Source organism: Halochromatium roseum (assembly GCF_016653315.1).
In the GTDB taxonomy this organism is placed as follows: Bacteria; Pseudomonadota; Gammaproteobacteria; order Chromatiales; family Chromatiaceae; genus Lamprobacter; species Lamprobacter roseus.
On sequence record NZ_NHSH01000080.1, the window covers coordinates 50,590 to 69,069 of the forward strand.

18 protein-coding genes are annotated in these 18,480 nt (G+C 62.8%); 11 read left to right on the top strand and 7 right to left on the bottom strand.

What is annotated here, in order from left to right:
• Positions 1-83 precede the first annotated feature (83 nt).
• From CCR96_RS22370 to CCR96_RS22380, 3 genes are all read left to right on the top strand, one after another.
• Positions 84-2,744: a PAS domain-containing sensor histidine kinase gene (locus CCR96_RS22370; RefSeq protein ID WP_338035933.1), complete on the top strand. Its 2,661-nt coding sequence runs from the start codon at positions 84-86 to the stop codon at positions 2,742-2,744.
• Entirely contained in the window at positions 2,741-3,355 is a 615-nt protein-coding gene (locus CCR96_RS22375; protein ID WP_201223920.1) for a response regulator transcription factor, read from the top strand. The genes CCR96_RS22370 and CCR96_RS22375 overlap by 4 nt, the downstream gene beginning before the upstream one ends.
• Before the next feature lie 159 nt (positions 3,356-3,514).
• A complete protein-coding gene (locus CCR96_RS22380; protein ID WP_201223922.1) occupies positions 3,515-4,810 on the top strand; it encodes an MFS transporter in 1,296 nt (431 codons plus the stop codon).
• 7 nt (positions 4,811-4,817) lie between these two features.
• Here CCR96_RS22380 and CCR96_RS22385 read toward each other — a convergent pair whose 3' ends face one another.
• Both CCR96_RS22385 and CCR96_RS22390 read right to left on the bottom strand, forming a co-directional pair.
• Positions 4,818-5,225 carry a phospholipase A2 family protein gene (locus CCR96_RS22385; RefSeq protein ID WP_242519301.1) on the bottom strand — a complete coding sequence of 136 codons (408 nt, stop codon included), beginning with the start codon at positions 5,223-5,225 and terminating at the stop codon, positions 4,818-4,820.
• Between the two features lie 185 nt (positions 5,226-5,410).
• Positions 5,411-5,998, bottom strand: a complete 588-nt coding sequence (locus CCR96_RS22390; RefSeq protein WP_201223924.1) for a DUF2939 domain-containing protein — start codon at positions 5,996-5,998, stop codon at positions 5,411-5,413.
• A gap of 169 nt (positions 5,999-6,167) precedes the next feature.
• Between CCR96_RS22390 and CCR96_RS22395 the strand changes: the two genes are divergently transcribed.
• On the top strand, positions 6,168-7,400 hold the full coding sequence (locus tag CCR96_RS22395) for a multifunctional CCA addition/repair protein (RefSeq protein ID WP_201223987.1): 1,233 nt from the start codon (positions 6,168-6,170) through the stop codon (positions 7,398-7,400).
• Between the two features lie 150 nt (positions 7,401-7,550).
• Positions 7,551-8,249, top strand: coding sequence for a metal-dependent hydrolase (locus tag CCR96_RS22400; protein ID WP_201223925.1), 699 nt, complete (start codon positions 7,551-7,553; stop codon positions 8,247-8,249).
• A gap of 269 nt (positions 8,250-8,518) precedes the next feature.
• Here CCR96_RS22400 and CCR96_RS22405 read toward each other — a convergent pair whose 3' ends face one another.
• Entirely contained in the window at positions 8,519-8,905 is a 387-nt protein-coding gene (locus tag CCR96_RS22405; RefSeq protein WP_201223926.1) for a DUF805 domain-containing protein, read from the bottom strand.
• A gap of 134 nt (positions 8,906-9,039) precedes the next feature.
• Between CCR96_RS22405 and CCR96_RS22410 the strand changes: the two genes are divergently transcribed.
• A complete protein-coding gene (locus CCR96_RS22410) occupies positions 9,040-10,935 on the top strand; it encodes a propionyl-CoA synthetase (RefSeq protein ID WP_274601178.1) in 1,896 nt (631 codons plus the stop codon).
• Between the two features lie 15 nt (positions 10,936-10,950).
• On the opposite strand, the gene CCR96_RS25225 is transcribed toward CCR96_RS22410, so the two are convergent.
• The 4 genes from CCR96_RS25225 to CCR96_RS22430 all read right to left on the bottom strand — a co-directional run bounded on the left by CCR96_RS25225 (position 10,951) and on the right by CCR96_RS22430 (position 12,970).
• Positions 10,951-11,040: a type II toxin-antitoxin system RelE/ParE family toxin gene (locus CCR96_RS25225; RefSeq protein ID WP_274601179.1), complete on the bottom strand. Its 90-nt coding sequence runs from the start codon at positions 11,038-11,040 to the stop codon at positions 10,951-10,953.
• Between the two features lie 171 nt (positions 11,041-11,211).
• The gene (locus CCR96_RS22420) at positions 11,212-12,192 is read right to left on the bottom strand and encodes an MBL fold metallo-hydrolase (RefSeq protein WP_201223927.1); all 981 of its coding nucleotides are present in this window, start codon (positions 12,190-12,192) and stop codon (positions 11,212-11,214) included.
• 135 nt (positions 12,193-12,327) lie between these two features.
• The gene (locus tag CCR96_RS22425; protein WP_201223932.1) at positions 12,328-12,735 is read right to left on the bottom strand and encodes a type II toxin-antitoxin system VapC family toxin; all 408 of its coding nucleotides are present in this window, start codon (positions 12,733-12,735) and stop codon (positions 12,328-12,330) included.
• Between the two features lie 4 nt (positions 12,736-12,739).
• Positions 12,740-12,970: a hypothetical protein gene (locus tag CCR96_RS22430; protein WP_201223934.1), complete on the bottom strand. Its 231-nt coding sequence runs from the start codon at positions 12,968-12,970 to the stop codon at positions 12,740-12,742.
• A 205-nt stretch (positions 12,971-13,175) separates the two neighbouring features.
• On the opposite strand from CCR96_RS22430, the gene CCR96_RS22435 reads away from it, so the two are divergent.
• From CCR96_RS22435 to CCR96_RS25230, 5 genes are all read left to right on the top strand, one after another.
• Positions 13,176-13,865 (top strand): GntR family transcriptional regulator, encoded by a 690-nt coding sequence (locus CCR96_RS22435; protein WP_201223936.1) that lies wholly within the window; start codon positions 13,176-13,178, stop codon positions 13,863-13,865.
• Between the two features lie 270 nt (positions 13,866-14,135).
• Positions 14,136-15,017 (top strand): methylisocitrate lyase, encoded by an 882-nt coding sequence (gene prpB / locus CCR96_RS22440; protein ID WP_201223938.1) that lies wholly within the window; start codon positions 14,136-14,138, stop codon positions 15,015-15,017.
• Between the two features lie 4 nt (positions 15,018-15,021).
• On the top strand, positions 15,022-16,290 hold the full coding sequence (gene prpC / locus CCR96_RS22445) for a bifunctional 2-methylcitrate synthase/citrate synthase (protein ID WP_201223940.1): 1,269 nt from the start codon (positions 15,022-15,024) through the stop codon (positions 16,288-16,290).
• Positions 16,290-17,741, top strand: a complete 1,452-nt coding sequence (locus CCR96_RS22450) for a bifunctional 2-methylcitrate dehydratase/aconitate hydratase (RefSeq protein WP_201223948.1) — start codon at positions 16,290-16,292, stop codon at positions 17,739-17,741. The genes prpC and CCR96_RS22450 overlap by 1 nt, the downstream gene beginning before the upstream one ends.
• Before the next feature lie 82 nt (positions 17,742-17,823).
• Positions 17,824-18,399: a pilin gene (locus CCR96_RS25230; RefSeq protein WP_201223950.1), complete on the top strand. Its 576-nt coding sequence runs from the start codon at positions 17,824-17,826 to the stop codon at positions 18,397-18,399.
• Positions 18,400-18,480: the final 81 nt, after the last annotated feature.

Consider the following 18,480-nt stretch of genomic DNA (forward strand, 5'->3'; position numbering starts at 1 on the left):
ACCTGGGCACCGATGCACCTGATCAAAATCGCTTGGGTCGCTATCTTCCTGAACGGAGCCATTCGCTTGCAATTGGTGGCGTTGTGAAACTACCCCGCATCAGCGTCAAACCGACCCTGTTTACCTTGTTGCGCCGTCTACCGATGCCGGTGATCAGTATCTTCATCGGCCTGATGGCTGGTCTGGCGGTCTGGATCACCTTGGATCAGGTGCAGAGTCGGGCGATTGAGCGCATCTTTGGACGTGAGCTGTCGATGCGTCTGGACTTGAGGGCGCGCGAGAGCCTGATTCGCTTCGATCAGTATATGGCCAACTATGCGTCAACGACCCGTTTGTTGGCTAACCATCGGCGTCTCGCGCAATACCTGGAGCCGCTGTTTTGGTTTCCGGGCGAGGTCGTTGATCCAGTGATCTATGCGGGCTTCCGCCCGTTCTGGCTGCCGGATGTGTTTGGCCGCAATGCGCTGTTGGCGCCGAGCCACGTGCTGCTGGTGGACTCGCGCGGTCTGGTGCGCGAGATCTATCAGGCTGGCGAGCAGCCTTTGCCGGAGGAGTTGACGAATGATCTGGGTGAATGGCTGGGTGATCTCGACGAGGTGCGAACCGTACTGGCCCGCTTCGATGATAGCCCCTACCTGGTGGTGAGCGATCGGGTCGAGGACGCGAGCGGTTACACCATGGGCAGCCTGGTGGTGTTGGTGCCGGTGGATGCGGGTTTTCTGGCCGCCTCCGAGGGCAGTTTCTCCGCCGACAGCTCGGCGGTGGCGCTGGTCGATGCCGATGAGCAGCGCATCCTTGCCAGCAATGAGCCCAAGCAGTTGATTCCTGGCACCTTGCTCAGTGAATGGGGCGATGAGTATCTGGTGACCTCGCAGTCGCTCCCTGCCTACGAAGGTTCGAACTGGAACATGCTGTTCGCGACCTTCATCCCGCAGCGCAGCGTGGCCAAGATGTCGAGCAAGGTGGTCGACTTCGAGCGCAACCAGCGTCTGATCGCCGCGTTGGTCTTCATTACCGTCTTTACGCTGGTGATCTATCTGGTCTCGGCGCGCCTGAATAAGGTATTGAAGCGTATGACGCGCTTTTCTCAGCGAGCGCTCGGGATCGATCAGCCGGGCTTCAACGGTGGTGGCAACCAGCTGTTGCTGCTCGAGGAATGGATGCAGCACTTCACCTCACTGGTGTTGCGTGCGCGTGAGGAGATGCGGCGCAAGCACGAGCATGAGATGCGCGAGACGGAGGCCTTGAAGGCGGCCATCATGGAGGCCTCGCTGGATTCGATCGTGACCCTGAACCGTGCCGGCTCGGTGATCGACTACAACCCGACCGCGGAGTACACCCTAGGCTTCGACCGCGATCAGATCATCGGCACTGATTTCGTGCGCGCCTTTATCGCTCCCAGCGATCGTGCCAATTTCATCGGGCTGCTCCAGGAATCGCGCCGCCGTGGTCCACTCGGCGATCGACCGCACGCCCGCACCGAGCTGCGCGCGGTGCGCAACAACGAGCAGTTGTTCCCGATCGAGATCTCGATCGTGCCGATCGCGCTCGACGATGAGCCGGTTTATACGCTCTATATCCATGACATCACCAAGCGCAAGGAAGCCGAGCGCGAGATCAAAGGCCTGGCGCGCTTCGCCAGCGAGAGCCCGAGCCCGATCTTGCGCGTCAATGGTGCCGCCCGCATCGTCTACGCAAACGCATCGAGTCAGCCGTTGATGACGGCTTGGGAGACCGAGCCGGGCGGGCCGTTGCCAATACGCTGGTGTGATCAGGTGCGAGAAACGCTTGAGGGCGGCGAGACCCGCGAGTATGAGGATGATCTGAGCAGTGCAATCTACTCGCTGCTCTTCGTGCCGATCCAGGAACTCGGCTATGTCAATATCTACGCACGTGACATCACTGCGGTGCGTCGCGCTGAACAGGAGTCACGCCAGCATCAGGCAGAGCTTGTCCATGTCTGCCGCTTGAGTACCATGGGCGAAGTCGCGACCGGGATGGCCCATGAGCTGAACCAGCCGCTATCGGCGATTGTCAATTACGCCAATGGGGCGAGCCGCCGATTGAAAAGCGGGCAGGATGAGCGCGCGCCGTTGATCGATGCGATGGCGCACATCTCCGGGCAGGCGCAACGGGCTGGGGAGATCATCAAGCGGTTACGGGCGCTGGTCGGCAAACAGCAACCGATCCGCTCGGTGGTCGATCTCAATCTGCTGGTGCGCGAGGTCTGTAGCTTTGTCGAATTCGAGACCGCGAAGCTGGACATGCAGATCGAGCAACAGTTGGCCGAGGCGCCGATCCCAGTCGATGTCGATCTGGTCCAGATTGAGCAGGTGCTGCTGAACCTAGTGCGCAACGCGCTGGATGCACTTGAGGAAAGGGCGCCTGGTGAGCGTGCGCTCTTGGTGAGCACGCGGCGTGTCGGCGAGCGCGGGCTGGTGCGCGTAAAGGATAATGGACCGGGCATACCAGTACAGCGAATGGATCTATTGTTCGATCCCTTCTTCACCACTAAAGAAAGCGGAATGGGTATGGGGCTACCAATCAGTTTGACCATCCTCGAAGATCACAACGGCACGATCCGCGCCGAATCCGAGCCCGGTGCTGGTGCGTTGTTCGAGGTCGAGCTGCCGATCGCCGCCGATGCGGCAGGCTCTGGCGACGAACAGACCACGATGGCGCTGGCGGATGCGCGTGATCTGAATCTGCTCGAACTCCCGCGCTTAGAAGGGACGCACGGATGAGCAAGGAGCTGACCATTTTTGTGGTCGACGACGATCAGGCCATGCGCGGCTCGTTGCGGTGGCTCATCGAGTCGGTGGGCATGCGGGTGGAGACCTTCGACTCGGCGCATGCCTTTCTCGATGCCTACTATCCGGGCCGGGCTGGCTGTCTGCTGCTCGATGTGCGTATGCCGGTGATGAGCGGTCTCGAGCTACAGGAATATTTGGGACGACGTGAGATCCGCATCCCGGTGATCATCATCACCGGTCATGGCGATGTCGCGATGGCGGTGAAGGCGATGAAGGCGGGTGCGGTCGACTTTATCGAGAAGCCGTTCGATGACGAGCATCTGCTGAACAGCATCCGTAAGGCGCTGCAATACGACGAGCAGCATCGGGCGTTGCATGCGCGCAAGGCCGAGATCGCCGCGCGGCTGGCGGAGTTGACGCCACGCGAGCATGAGGTGATGGCGATGGTGACCGACGGAAAATCGAACAAAGAGATCGCCGCGGCGCTGAGCGTCAGCGCCAAGACCGTGGAGGTTCATCGGGCGCGGGTGATGGACAAGATGCGTGCCGATTCGCTCGCCGAGCTGGTGCGGATGGCCTTGGTCGCTGGTGGCGACGCGTGAGCCGGGGCGACGGCAGCGAACGCCTGAACGTGAATCTCATGCGATTCATTGTCCGGGGTGGCGCCGCGCGATGAGCGTTAGGCAGCCAAGGCAGGGCCGGGCGCGTCCACCGAGGTGCGCTCTCGCCTGGACGCTGACAGACGAAACCTTCAGCTGCTGATGCCGGCGCCTTCAGATCGGCGCAGCCTGCTGGCCTGGGCCTTTTATGACTGGGCCAACTCGGCCTTCGCGACGGTCGTCATCGCCGGTTTCTTCCCGGTCTTCTTCAGCCAATTCTGGGCGAGCGAGCTGCCGGATACCAAGAGCACCCAGTGGCTCGGCTACGCCAGTAGTGCAGCCAGCCTGATGCTGGTATTGAGTGCGCCCATCCTGGGCGCGCTTGCCGATCAGCTCGGCGCTAAGAAGCGCTTTTTGCTCGGTTTTACGCTGCTAGGTCTGCTCGCGACCGGGGGGCTGTATTGGGTGGGCGCTGGCCAGTGGCCGATGGCGCTGCTGCTCTATCTGGCCGGGCTGCTCGGATTCTTCGGCAGCAACATCTTCAATGATGCGCTGATTACCGATGTCGTCGCGCCGCGCGACTACGAGCGCGCTTCATCGCTGGCCTATGCGCTGGGCTATCTTGGCGGCGGGCTGCTGTTCGCCTTCTTCGTGTTGATGGTGCTGATGCCGGAGCGCTTTGGTCTTGCCGATGAGGCGGCGGCGGTGCGCCTGTCCTTCCTTGGTGTTGCGCTTTGGTGGGCGGTCTTTACCCTGCCGCTGCTGCTGCTCGTGCCCGAGAGCCGAGGGCTGGGCCGACGTCGTTTCCGCGCTGCGGTTCGCGGCGCCTTCGGCGAGCTGGCGCTGACCTTTCGTGAGATCCGCAAGCTGCCGAATACCTTCCTATTCCTGCTCGCCTACTGGTTCTATATCGACGGTGTCGATACCGTGGTGTTTATGGCGGTGAAGTACGGGCTGGATCTTGGTTTCCCCAGCTCGAGCCTGATGGTCGCGCTGCTGATCACGCAGTTCGTCGGTTTCCCGGCGGCCTTGGTGTTCGGCCGGCTTGGGGCGCGCTTCGGACCCAAGCCTTCGATCCTGCTTGCGATCGGCATCTATGTGCTGGTGATCGCGGCCGCCTCGCAAATGAGCCGCGTCGAGCACTTCTACGGTCTGGCGATTGCGATCGGGCTGGTCCAAGGCGGTATTCAAGCCTTGAGTCGGGCGCTGTTCGCGAGTCTGATTCCGGCTGGGCAGACCGCTGAGCTGTTCGGCTTCTACAACATGGTGGGCAAGTTTGCGGCGGTGCTCGGTCCCTTCCTGGTTGGCACCACCGCTGCCGTGGGTGGCGATCCGCGCCTCGCGCTGCTGCCCATCCTGCTGCTGTTCCTGATCGGAGCGCTGCTGTTGTGGCGGGTTGATGTAAGCGCCGGGCGAGCCGCCGTCTCGGCGCTCGCCGGTGCGGCTCACCGGGCTTGAGGCGCTGTTACCAGCAAGGCGCGGCCAGGCTCGACATCACCCCCATCGCGTCACCGGGCGTTGGCATCGGCATGCCGCCCCAAGAGCCGCCGGACTTGAGCCGGATCAGGTACTCGGCCCATTGCAGCGGTCGCGGCAGATAGCCGACCTGTGCCGCAATGCTGCGTAGCTCGCCGACGAAGGCAATGTCACAGGGCGTATCGGAACCGGGCTGCGCGGTGCAGAGATCGTGATGCATGCAGGCGGCATCGAAGGCGTCAACGGGTGGCGGCCAGCCATGGCTAGGATGGTTAATGCCGCACCAATTGCCATAGATCGGCATGCACTTGAAGGCAGCGGCATGGCTTGCCATCAGGAACAGAAAGAGGCCGGTCAGGCCCGCCAAGGCAGGCATCAAAGCAGGTCGCTGGGACATCGGGTTACCTCAGAGCCAGTGTTAAAGGGAGTGTTGTTAAAGGGATCAGGGCCGCCGTGAAACAAGCGCTTCGTCGTCCGGGTTGGTTACGCGCGCTGTCTGTGGTGACGTCTGATCCGAGTGTTTAATGGGCTGATTAGAACAGGGGCGGTCGTTCGCCATGGCAAGGCGTCACGGGTGATCGGTCAGTGTGTGATATCGGTCACCCGCCAGTCAGCGCCGTCGAGTGTCAAAATGACAAAGGTGGGGCTTTCGCCGAGCCGGCCAAGCCGGATGACGAAACGGTTCCAGCCTTCGAAGAAGGCGAAATCGACGGCCGCGATGAAGCGGCTGTCGCCTTGCGGGCCGGCCTCGCTGTCGGCGCGTCGAGCTGCGGCAAGCAGGGTGCTGCGGACCCAGTCGAGGGTGATGGCCTGATCCAGCGCCGCATCACCGAGCTGTTTGAGGTTGCCGGCTAGCCAGCCAAGGACCTTGTCGGCGTCGAGCTGTAGCGCGTCCTGGAGGTTGCTTTGACGGCCATGTTGGCTGCCGGCCGAACGATCGCTCTGGCTGCTGCCGGGTTGACGATTCTGGTCAAGCGGTAAAAGGCTGTCGACGCCACTCTCGATACGCGCCTTGAAGTGTCTTTGAATCGCGACTAAGTCAACGACCGGCGCTAGGGCTTGGGCGTCCGGGCTCTGCAGCGCGTTGTTGATCCGAAAGAGACTGTAGTAGGGCCAAATGCCGTAGAGAACGACGGCGAGCAGGATAGAGAGACCGAGGAAGCGTGCCATGGCGGAAGCGTGAGCGAGTATTAGCGTAGAGGGGCCTACGAGATGGCCCCACATTCTACGAGGCTCGCTGCCGCAGCGCTGAACCTTCTTAGGCTGGCATAATCGGAAGCTGTAACCGATTCGGAGGCGATCTTGCCGACTTGTGATGAGTGACGCTGCCACCTCAGGCCTGGAGTATTACCTCGTTGGCGGTGCTGTGCGCGATCGTCTGCTCGGGATCGAGGTCCAGGAGCGTGATTACGTCGTCATCGGCGTCGATGCCGATGAGATGCTGCGGCGCGGCTTCGTCCCTGTGGGCAAGGAGTTTCCGGTCTTCCTGCATCCGCAGACCAAGGATGAATACGCGCTGGCGCGCACCGAGCGCAAGACCGCTCCGGGCTATCATGGCTTCGTCTTCCACGCAGAGCCGGGCGTGACCTTGGAACAGGATCTCGAGCGCCGCGATCTGACCATCAATGCCCTCGCCGAGACCGCGGATGGTCGGATTATCGACCACTATGGCGGCCTGGCCGACCTGGAGCAGCGGCGTCTGCGCCATGTCTCACCGGCCTTCGGCGAAGATCCCGTTCGCATCCTGCGGATCGCGAGGTTCGCTGCGCGTCTGTATGGGCGCGGGTTTCGTATCGCCGATGAGACCCTGGCGCTGATGCGGAGCATGGTCGAGGCGGGTGAGGTCGATGCGCTGGTGCCAGAACGGGTCTGGGCCGAGCTGTCCAAGGTGCTCAGCGAGCAGTGCCCTGAAGCGCGCTTGTCGATGTTCTTTGAGACCTTGCGTGCCTGCGGCGCCCTGCAACGTCTGCTGCCGGAGTTGGATCGGCTCTGGGGTGTGCCGCAGCCGGCCAAGTGGCATCCCGAGATCGATACCGGGGTGCATGTGATGATGGTGCTCAACAGGGCGGCCCGGCTCTCGCCGCTGCCCGAGGTGCGTTTCGCGGCACTCTGCCATGACCTTGGCAAGGGCAATACCCCGCCCGAGATCCTACCCAGCCATCATGGCCACGAAGAGCGAGGCGTGACCCTGGTCGCCGATGTCTGTGCCCGGCTGCGGGTGCCGAAGCGCTATTGCGAGCTGGCGCGGCTCACCGCCCGCTTCCACGGCAAGGTCCACAAGGTCGATGAGCTGCGTGCGGCGACGATCCAGGACCTGTTCGAAGGCGTCGATCTGTTCCGCCGACCCGAGCGCTTCGAGCAGATGCTGATCGCTTGCGAAGCAGACTTCCGTGGCCGCAGCGGCTACGACGAGCGTGACTATCCGCAGGCGAATCTGATGCGCAGACTCGCCCAGGCTGCGCGAATGGTGGATGCTGGTGAGATGGCCCGATCGACTGCAAACAAGGCGCTGATTCCGCAGCGGTTACGTGAGGCTCGTATCAGCGCGATTCGTCGGGCGCGAGCCGGTTAGAGGTCGATCCTTTCAGCGCAATGGTTGTCGGTCGGTCTACCCAAAGTAGGATGCAAATCGCGTTGGTCACAAACGACGGGAGTCCATTGTCCTGGGCCGCATGGTCTAGGAGCGCATGGCCTCGGACTGGCTCTCCCTGGAGCGCATCGGGTGGCTAACTTCCGCTCCCATCTGACCGGTGGTGCGTTGGTATCCGGCATTGCCGCCTTTGCGAGTTATGGCGAAGGGCTCTCGAACAGTACCGAGACCCAGGCCCTCTTTGTCCTCGGCACTGCGGCCAGCCTGTTGCCGGATATCGATGCCGATGATTCGAAACCTGTGCGGGGCCTTTTCAATATCGCAGGCATCATCCTTGGCTTTTGGGTCGCATTCCGACTCGCCGGGCACGTCGGCCTGTTCGAGCAGGTCGGGGTCTGGATTGGTGTTGCACTGTTGGTAGCCTTCCCGCTGCGTTGGACATTCGCGCGGCTGACAGTGCATCGGGGAATCTGGCACACGCTGCTAATGGCGATCGTGGCGACGCTGACGGTCACAGTGGTCGCCGATAGTCTGATGCGTCTAGACGCGGTGTTGGCCTGGCTCGCGGGTGGCTTTGTGCTGCTCGGTTATCTCACCCATCTGACGATGGATGAGATGGCCAGTGTTGATCTGTTAGATCGCCGTGTGAAGCGCTCCTTTGGCACCGCGTTGAAGCCGATCAGCCTGCGTGCCTGGCCCTGGACGCTGGTGCTGATGGGGCTAAGCGTTTTGCTGATCGGGCTCACCCCCGATCCGGCGCTGGTGCTCGCCGGTTTGGGGCATCTTGGTATCGCGACCGAACCCCTGGCTGCCCACTGGCCAAGATGGTGAGCAGGTTGCGGTGCCTCGGGCCGACGGCTTAGTGGCTGCCCATTTGCTACTTCCCGATAATCGCCCACTGTGGACCCTCAAATCGGGAAGAAATTGATGGACAGTTTCTTGGCCGCGATGCGCCCGATACTGCAGGACGGAAAGCCGCCATAACCAAGCGCAACTGGAATCGCGAGCAGAATACCACGTGCGATCACGGCTTCCAGAATCAGGACGATGCTAGCGAGTATAGGGGCCCTGGTACTGTCTCCAGGCACCGAGGTGACGCGTTATGTCGGTTGGATCTTGGCCCCGACAGCCTTCGGGTTCGGCCCGTAGCGATTGTCGCCAGCGGTGCTGTCCTGAATCATAAAGAAGATCAGGATGATCGAGCCGATGATCGGGATGATACTGAGCAGCACCCACCAGCCGACACGATCGGTGTCGTGCAGTCGGCGCACGGCGACGGCGATACTGGGCAACAACAAGGCCAGCGTGAAGATGGCGTTGAGAAGCCCCACGCTGGTCTCTTGATCGAAGGTGCCAATCCGCTGATCAACCAGCAACAGCGCGGTGGCGACGACGAAGTTGACGAGGAAGAAGGTCCAGTACTCCTTGCGGCGGGAACGGCCGCTGAAGACTGCGTACTTGCGCAAGGCCTCAAGATACCAATTCATCTATTTCTCCAATGCGCTTGGCGCGGGTTCAGGGTTCAGTTGAGAGGGCAGCTTTACAGGGGCATTATGCGATCCCGGGGCGCTCTTCACCAAGACGGCGCCTAGAACAAAAGCATCGCCACTAGAGGGGTCTGATGATGGAAACCTACGCCGAGATCTATCAACGCTCGATCGAGCAGCCTGATGCCTTTTGGGCCGAGGCGGCCGAGGGCTTACATTGGGATCAACCCTGGGCGCAAGTGCTCGACCGCACGGCGCAGCCAACCCCACGCTGGTTTGCCGGCGGGCAGCTGAATACCTGCTACAACGCGCTCGATCGGCACGTCGATGCCGGCCAGGGCGAGCGCCTAGCGTTGATCTACGACAGCCCGGTGACGGGCCAGGTGCAAGGTTACAGCTATCAGGCGTTGCGCGATCAGGTCGCGGCGCTGGCCGGCGCCATTGCCGCGCAGGGCGTCGGTCGCGGCGATCGGGTGATCATCTATATGCCGATGATCCCCGAGGCGGCGATGGCGATGCTGGCCTGCGCCCGGCTCGGCGCGATCCATTCCGTGGTGTTCGGCGGCTTCGCGGCACGCGAGCTGGCGACCCGCATCAATGATTGTCAGCCCAAGCTGCTGCTCTCGGCCTCCTGTGGCATCGAGCCGAACCGACTGGTCGCCTACAAGCCGCTGATCGATGCCGCCATTGAGCAGACGACGCATAAGCCCTCCACCTGCATCATCAAACAGCGCCCACAGCTCGCCGCTGAGCTGCAGCCGGGGCGCGATCTCGACTGGGACGAGGCGGTAGCCGCCGCCGAGCCGGCCGGCTGCGTGCCGGTCGACGCGACCGATCCGCTCTACATCCTCTACACCTCGGGCACCACCGGTCGACCCAAGGGCGTGGTGCGCGACAACGGCGGTCATGCCGTCGCGCTGCACTGGTCGATGGCCAATATCTACAACGTCCGGGCTGGCGATGTGTTCTGGGCCGCCTCCGATGTCGGCTGGGTGGTCGGCCACAGCTACATCATCTACGGGCCGCTGCTGGCCGGCTGTACCACCTTGATCTACGAGGGCAAGCCGGTCGGCACGCCCGATCCCGGCGCCTTCTGGCGGGTGATCAGCGAGCATGGCGTCAAGGTGATGTTCACCGCGCCGACCGCGATCCGCGCGATCAAGAAGGAAGACCCCAAGGGCGAGCATCTGGCGCGCTACGACTTGAGCGGGATGCAGAGTCTGTTCTTGGCCGGCGAGCGCTGCGACCCGGACACCCTGCATTGGGCGCGGCAATTGTTGGATAAACCGGTGATCGACCACTGGTGGCAGACCGAGACCGGCTGGGCCATCGCCGCCAATCCGCTCGGCATCGAGCCACTGCCGGTCAAGCCCGGCTCGCCGACCCGGCCGATGGTCGGCTACGACGTGCGCGTGCTGGATGATCGGGGCGATGAGCGCCCGGCCGGCGAGATGGGCGACATCTGCATCCGGCTGCCGCTGCCGCCCGGCTGTCTGGCGACGCTCTGGAACAATGACGCGCGTTTTCGCGAGGGCTATCTGAGCCGGCATCCGGGCTATTACCTGAGCGGTGATGCCGGCTTCAAGGACGACGATGGCTATGTGTGGATCATGAGCCGCACCGATGACGTGATCAACGTCGCCGGACATCGGCTCTCGACCGGGCAGATCGAAGAGGTCTTGGCCAGCCATCCGGATGTCGCCGAGTGCGCGGTGATTGGCGTGCATGATGCGCTCAAGGGGCAGTTGCCATTGGGGCTGGTGGTGCTCAAGGCCGGTGTCGAGCGCGGTGTCACCGAGCTGAATGCCGAGCTGATCCAGCGCGTGCGCGATCAGATCGGCCCGGTCGCCGCCTTCAAGCTTGTCGCCATCGTCTCGCGGCTACCGAAGACCCGCTCCGGCAAGATCCTGCGCAGCACCATGGTCAAGATCGCCGATAACGAGACTTGGGCGATGCCGGCGACCATTGATGATCCGGCGATCTTGGATGAGATTGCCCAGTCGTTGCGGGCGATGGGGTATGCGCGGTGAAGGCGTCGTCGAGGCTCAACGTTTGAGATCGCGGTAGACGTTTTCGTGTGGCCCGACGGCTTCGAGATAGATCAGGCGAACACCTTCGTCCACCGTATAGCCCAGAAGATTCGATCCTCAAGGTACGAGCAGTTGCTGTCTTGAACCTAGCCTTGCTATGAGTCGCCGTCAAAGGCTCGGCCCTGATCTGCTGCGGGTGCTGAGCCAATTTGAACAGTAGGGCATGACTGCATGGATCGAGGCGCGTGCGGTGCAGCTCAGGACGGTGCCCTCACCTCAACGGTCGCGCTTCTCGCGCCGTTGGAGCCAGACCTCGAGCCCTTGCGCATTCAGCTCCAGGTCCACGGCCAACAGCTCGCGCATGTGCGGTTCGTCCAGCGTACAGCCGTGGGCGCGGGCATCAGAGAGTAGGTGCGCGGTGATCGCGTCCTTGATGCGGTCCTTGCGAGCGGGCTGCGGCTCATCGGCATATTCCAACGCGATGGTGGCGAGGTCGCGGACGCTCCGCCTGAGCTGGTCGACCTGCCGCGCCGGGGCGTCGATGCGGCAGTAGTGCGTCAGGAAGGCGGCCACAGGCTCGAAGGCCAGCATTCGATCCAGGCTCTGCTGCCAGGCGTCTGGATCGAAGGCCACCGGTGTGGTCGGCGCGAACAGCCAGGGTCCGGTGGCGGTGTCGAATTCCCGATAGGAGATGCCGAAGGTGTCGCCGGTGAAGAGGCCGCTGGAGCCTTCGTCGAAGATGCAGCCGTGGTGGTTGGCATGGCCGGGCGTGTGGATGAAGCGGAGCTGGCGGCCCGCGAGGTCGAAGGTCTGGCCGTCATTGGCGGCGATGACGCGCGCCTCGGGCACTGGCGCGAGCGCGCCAAAGTCTCGGGCAAAGGCGTCTTCGCCGTAGACCGCGCTGGCGCCAGCCGTGAGTTTGGCGGGATCGATGAGGTGCGGCGCGCCCTTGGGATGGGTGATCAGGGTTGCGTTGGGGCAGGCAGCCATGAGTGTGCCGGCGCCGCCGGCATGGTCCAGATGCACATGGGTGGGGATCACATAGTCCACATGCTCCGGCGTCAGCCCGAGGTCTTTGATCACCCCAAGCAGGCCGGGCATGCTCTTGGTGGTGCCGGTATCGACGAAGGCGAGCCGGTCGCGCTCGCGAATCAGATAGCAGGCGGCGAGGCCATCACGGTAGAGGCCGGTCTCGATGCAGAAGACGCCGTCGGCGACAGCTTGATAACGGGCAGCGGCTGAGTCAGCGGTAGGCATGGTCATTTCCAATCAATGTTCGTCCGCGAACAACTGGAGCAGCCTTCAAGCCTCATAGGCTGTCTGGCAGGGCCGATTTTAGGCCGGTTGTTCAAGTGAGTGGCGGGCAGGCTGTTAGCGGAGGCTCGGCACGCATTAACGGAGGCTCGGCAAGCAATGGAGGCCGAAGGCGCGGAAGTCTGGATCGATGGCCAAGCAGATCGGCAGCGCCAGGCGCCGCACCAGTGCAAAGCTGGTGCAATCGGTGAAGCTGTAGTGCTTGTCCTGCTGTTGCTCAAAGATGAACCAGGCGGCGGCCTCGTCTTGCGGGGTCACGCGCTCAAGGCGCGCGACTTGCCGCTCGCGCAGACTGCTGCCGAACTGATGGGCAACGCTCCAACCGAGATGGTAGCGCACCAGGGTCAGGGTCTCGGCGAAGACGTAGTTACTCGTCACCAATCTGCCGCGATACTCCACAAAGGCCTCCACGACCGCCATGTGGTCCGGGTCTTTGTTGTCCAGCAGGGCATACCAGGCACCGGTATCGACAAAGGCGAGCTGCAAGGATTCAACGCTCGTACAGATGGCGATTGTGATGGCGACCAATCGCTTTGCCGGTGCCTTCGCCGATGCCGATCAGTGCAATGAGCGGGTCTGCCGACGGTGGCTGCTCCTGCTGTTCATGGGGTTCGTCGATGAGGCTGTGGAGCAGCGAAGCAAAACTGACGCCGCGATCCTGTGCGTCTTCACCAAGTCGCTGGTGTTGTTCGGCGCTGAGTGGAATTCGTCTGCGGTCCATGTCGATGCATGCGGGTCTGAAGCTGACGATCAACGCTACACAAGGGTGATCTTGATGTAAACATCAGAAAGCGCGTTCGGCTGTTATCGTGACATTGTCGAGGTGGAATCCTGATGATGTCGACACCTTTTGTGTTGTCTGCTAGTCTAAACCCAGAATTGCCCAGATATTTGCATGAGGTGTTGACACTTTGCTTGCGCCGGTGATGACTGAGCCTGGCCTGATCGAGCTTGATCGCGGTGTGCCCAGCCCTGTTGGCACCCTGACCGACCGCCTGTTCGATGCCCTGCAACGGGCGATCGTCGAAGGCGAGATGCCGCAGGGCAGCAAGATCAGCGAGCCTGAGCTAGCGCGGCGCCATGGTGTGAGCCGTGGCTCCTTGCGCGAGGCGATTGCTCGGCTCGAGGCCTGCAAGCTGGTTGAGCGCAAGCCGAACCTGGGTGCGCGTGTGGTGGAACTGAGTGCCGAGCAGCTGATCGAGATCTTTCAGCTGCGTGAGGCGCTCGAGGGCATGGCGGCGCGGTTGGCCGCGGAGGCGATGAGCGATGCCGAGATCGACGCGCTCGGCGCGCTGCTCGCGCAGCATGGACAGCAGATCGAGCAGGAGCAGGGGCAGGCCTATTTCCAAAAACAGGGCGATCTGGATTTTCATTTCCGTATCGTGCAAGGCAGCAAGAACCGGCAACTGATTGCGCTGTTGTGCGAGGATCGCTATCACCTGCTACGGATGTACCGGGTGCAGTTTGGCATGCGCAGCCAGCGCTGCCGGCAGGCGTTCGAAGAGCACCAGTACCTGCTGAGTGCGCTCCGCTCGCGCGACCCGGAGATGGCCGAGCTGGTGATGCGACAGCATGTACGCTCATCGCGGCGCAATCTCGAGCAGGCGTTGGCCTGAGCCCAATCGGATGCGAAGTCCGCTCATCAAGAGAGACTTGCCTGGATTAAGCCGCCAAGCGATTCCGATCGCCGTGCATTCAGTATCCGATGCTGTTTGGGAAGCCCTCGCTGATGGTTGTGCAAGCGGTTCGACCAGGTCAGCCTCTTGCGAGCAGCTCATGCCGCCTGTCTGCAAACGTCATCCGAGCGCGGGTCTCGATAATCACCAGGCGTCATGCCGCATCGCTCGCCTTACAACAATCCACAAAGACCACTGAGGGGATCAAATATGACCATTGCCACCAATCCCGGCGCCCGTTTCCGCGCCGCGATGGCTGAGGAAAAGCCATTGCAATGCGCGGGGGCGATCAACGCCTACCATGCCCGGCTGGCCGAGGCCACCGGCTTTCGCTCGCTCTACATCTCCGGCGGCGGTGTCGCGGCCGGCTCTTGCGGGATTCCGGATCTCGGCATCACCACCATGGATGATGTGCTGATCGACCTGCGTCGCATCACTGATGTCACCGAGCTGCCGGTGTTGGTGGACATTGATACCGGCTGGGGCGGTGCCTTCAACATCGCCCGCGCGGTGCGCAGCATGAATAAGGCCGGCGCGGCAGCGGTGCACCTTGAAGACCAGGTGCAGCAGAAGCGCTGCGGCCATCGGCCGAACAAGGCCATCGTGCCGCAGCAGGAGATGGTCGATCGGATCAAGGCGGCGGTCGATGCTCGGCTCGATGATGACTTCGTGATCATGGCGCGCACGGATTCGCTGGCGGTCGAGGGGCTGGATGCCGCGATTGAGCGCGCCCAGGCCTGTGTCGAGGCGGGTGCGGATGCGATCTTTCCGGAGGCGGTGACCGAGCTGGCGCAGTATCGTGCCTTCATCGATGCGGTTGGCGTGCCGGTATTGGCCAATATCACCGAGTTTGGTTCGACGCCGCTGTTCACCGTCGATGAGCTGGCGAGCGTTGGGGTGAGCATCGCGCTCTATCCGCTCAGCGCCTTTCGCGCCGCCAATGCCGCCGCGCTCAAGGTCTATCAGGCGCTGCGCAACGAAGGCACGCAAGCACCGGTGATGGAGCTGATGCAGACCCGCGCCGACCTCTATGATTATCTCGGCTACCACGCCTACGAGCAGAAGCTCGATCAACTCTTCGCCGCGGAGTAGCGCCATGACCAACGCCACTGAGACTGATAAGAGCGCCGGCACCAGCGCCAACGATCACAACACCCAAAACGCCAACAGCAGCAACAGCAGCAGTAACAGCAGCGGCAACACAGCCAGCAATACCAGCAGCAACAGCGGCCTGCCGAAGCCGAAGAAATCCGTCGCCCTGTCCGGCACCGCCGCCGGCAACACCGCCATCTGTACCGTCGGGCGCACCGGCAACGATCTGCACTATCGTGGCTACGACATCCTCGATTTCGCCGAGCAGGCGGAGTTCGAGGAGATCGCCTATCTCTTGATCCACGGCGCCTTGCCGACGGCCGCCGAGCTGACCGCCTATAAGACCAAGCTGCGCTCGATGCGCGGTCTGCCACGGGCGGTGAAACAGGCGCTAGAGGCGATCCCAGCCTCGGCGCATCCGATGGACGTGATGCGCACCGCCTGCTCGGTGATGGGCAGTTGCCTGCCGGAGCGCGACAGCCACCCGGCTGCCGAGGCGCGCGAGATCATCGATCGGCTGATGGCCAGCTTCGGCTCGGCGCTGCTGTACTGGTACCACTTCGCGGTCAATGGCCGGCGCATCGAGGTCGAGACCGATGATGACTCGATCGGCGGCCATTTCCTGCATCTGCTACACGGTGAGTCACCCAAGGCCTCCTGGGTGCGGGCGATGCATACCTCGCTGGTGCTCTACGCCGAGCATGAGTTCAACGCCTCGACCTTCGCCGCGCGCGTGGTCGCCGGCACCAACTCGGACCTGTACTCGGCGATCACCGCCGCCATCGGCGCGCTGCGCGGGCCAAAGCACGGTGGTGCCAACGAGGAGGCCTTCCGGACGCAAAGCCGCTATCACAGCGCCGACGCGGCCGAGGCCGATATCCGCGAGCGGGTCGGGCGCAAGGAGATCATCATCGGCTTCGGCCATCCGGTCTACACGGTCGCCGATCCACGCAATCAGGTGATCAAGCGAGTGGCCAAGGCGCTCTCCGAAGAGGCCGGCAATATGACCATGTTCGCCGTCGCCGAGCGGTTGGAGTCGGTGATGTGGGAGCTGAAAAAGATGTTCCCGAACCTGGACTGGTTCTCGGCGGTGTCCTATCACCAGATGGGCGTGCCGACGGCCATGTTCACGCCACTGTTCGTGATCTCGCGCGTGACGGGTTGGGGCGCGCATGTGATCGAACAGCGCGAGGATGGCAAGATCATCCGTCCATCCGCCAACTACACAGGCCCCGAGAATCGTCCCTGGGTGCCGATTGAGGAGCGTTCCTGATGAGCAAAGCCGCCACCCTAGACGCCTCGCGTCCTGACTACGATGATGTGATCCAACAGATCGCCGACTATGTGCTGGGCTACGATGTCCGCCAGAGCCGGGAGGCGATGGAGACCGCCCGCTATGACTGGATGGACAGCATCGGTTGCGCGCTCTTGGCGCTGAATTATCCCGCCTGCACCAAGCTGCTCGGGCCGATGGTGCCGGGAACCCAGGTGCCGGGCGGTTCGCGGGTGCCCGGCACCCCTTATGAGCTCGATCCGGTGCGCGCGGCCTGGAACATCGGCGCCATGGTGCGCTGGCTCGATTACAACGACACCTGGCTGGCGGCAGAGTGGGGACATCCCTCGGATAACCTGGGCGCGATCCTGGCACTGGCCGATTTTCGCGCGCGCCAGAACGGCTCGCGTGGCTCGGTGCCGGTGACCTTGGGCGATGTGCTGCGGGCGATGATCAAGGCGCACGAGATCCAGGGCGTGCTGGCGTTGGAGAACAGCTTCAATCGCGTCGGGCTGGACCATGTGCTGCTGGTGCGCATCGCCTCGGCGGCGGTGTCGGCGGCGATGCTCGGCTGCAGCCGCGATGAGGTGCTCAGCGCCGTCTCCCATGCCTGGCTCGATGGCTCGGCGCTGCGCACCTATCGGCATGCGCCGAACACCGGGCCGCGTAAATCCTGGGCGGCCGGCGATGCCTCCTCGCGCGGCCTGTTCCTGGCGCTGATCGCCGCCAGTGGCGAGATCGGCTATCCCTCGGCGCTGACCGCCAAGGGCTGGGGCTTCCAGGATGTCAGCTTCGATGGCAAGCCGATCCGGCTCGAGCAGCCATTCGGCACCTACGTCATGGAGAACGTGCTGTTCAAGATCAGCTATCCGGCCGAGTTCCATGCCCAGACCGCGGTCGAGGCGGCGATCAGCCTGCATCCAGAGGTCAAGGATCGGCTCGGCGAGATCGAGCGCATCCTGATCGAGACCACCGAATCGGGCGATCGGATCATCAACAAGACCGGGCCGCTGAATAATCCGGCTGATCGCGACCATTGCCTGCAGTACATGGTCGCGGTGCCGCTGATCCAGGGCAGCCTCGATGCGGATGACTACGAGGACCGCGCGGCGGCGAATCCGCTCATCGATCAGCTGCGCGCGAAGATGGAGGTGGTCGAGAACGCGCGCTTCAGCCGCGAGTACCTGGAGGCCGACAAGCGCGCGATCGGCAACGCGGTGCAGGTGTTCTTCAGCGATGGCTCGAGCACCGACAAGGTCAGCGTCGATTATCCGGTCGGTCATCGCCGTCGCCGGGCCGAGGGCATTCCGCTGTTGGAGGCCAAGTTCGAGCGTTATCTGCGCGGGCGCATCAGCCAGAAGAACAGCGACGCGATCCTCTCGATCTGCGCCGATCAGGCGGCATTCGAGGCCTGCTCAGTCGAACGGATGATGACGCTGCTCGGTCTCTGATCGACCGATGTAGCGACGTATCGAGCTAATACCTTTCGCACGGGCCTGAGGCGATGGGCTCGTTGTGGGGCGGTGTAATGAGATGGATACCCGACAAGCCCGGCTGAAATCTCTGCTTGAGCAAGGCCATCAGCGAGGTATTGCGCAGGTCGCTGAGCGGCGCTTGAATCAGCATCCTAAGCAGCGTTCGAATCAGCACCGTCCACGCGGTTTTGCGCTCATCGAGCTGATGATCGTCGTTGCCGTCATCGGGATCTTAGCGGCCGTCTCGATCCCGGCCTATCAGGATCTTGTGACCCGGGCCAAGATCAGCGAGGGCCTGCTGCTGCTGGCCCCGGTCAAGACCGCCGTGCTCGAATATCACAGCGTCAACGGCGCTCTGCCAAGCGCAACAAACTGGCTCACGCTGCTGCAAGAGCTTGGTCTGCCGGTGAGCGCAACATCGGGTGCGGCATCTGGCCAATATGTTGAACGTATCTGGTGGAACAACACGCATCAGCAGATCCGGATTCGCTATGCCATGGCGCCCATTGAGGACAAGCTGCTCTATCTGCAGCTTGACCTCGGGGCACTTGGCCAGATGGGCTGGCGCTGCTTCGCGCCTGCTGGAAGCGACGGTATTCCTGAGCGCTACCTGCCGGCGAGCTGCCGGGGTTGAAGCTCCTTGCGCTCAAGGCAACAGTCCATCTTCGGCGCGCCTGGGTTGCCGTTGTCTGGCCTCCACGCGCGGATTGATGCG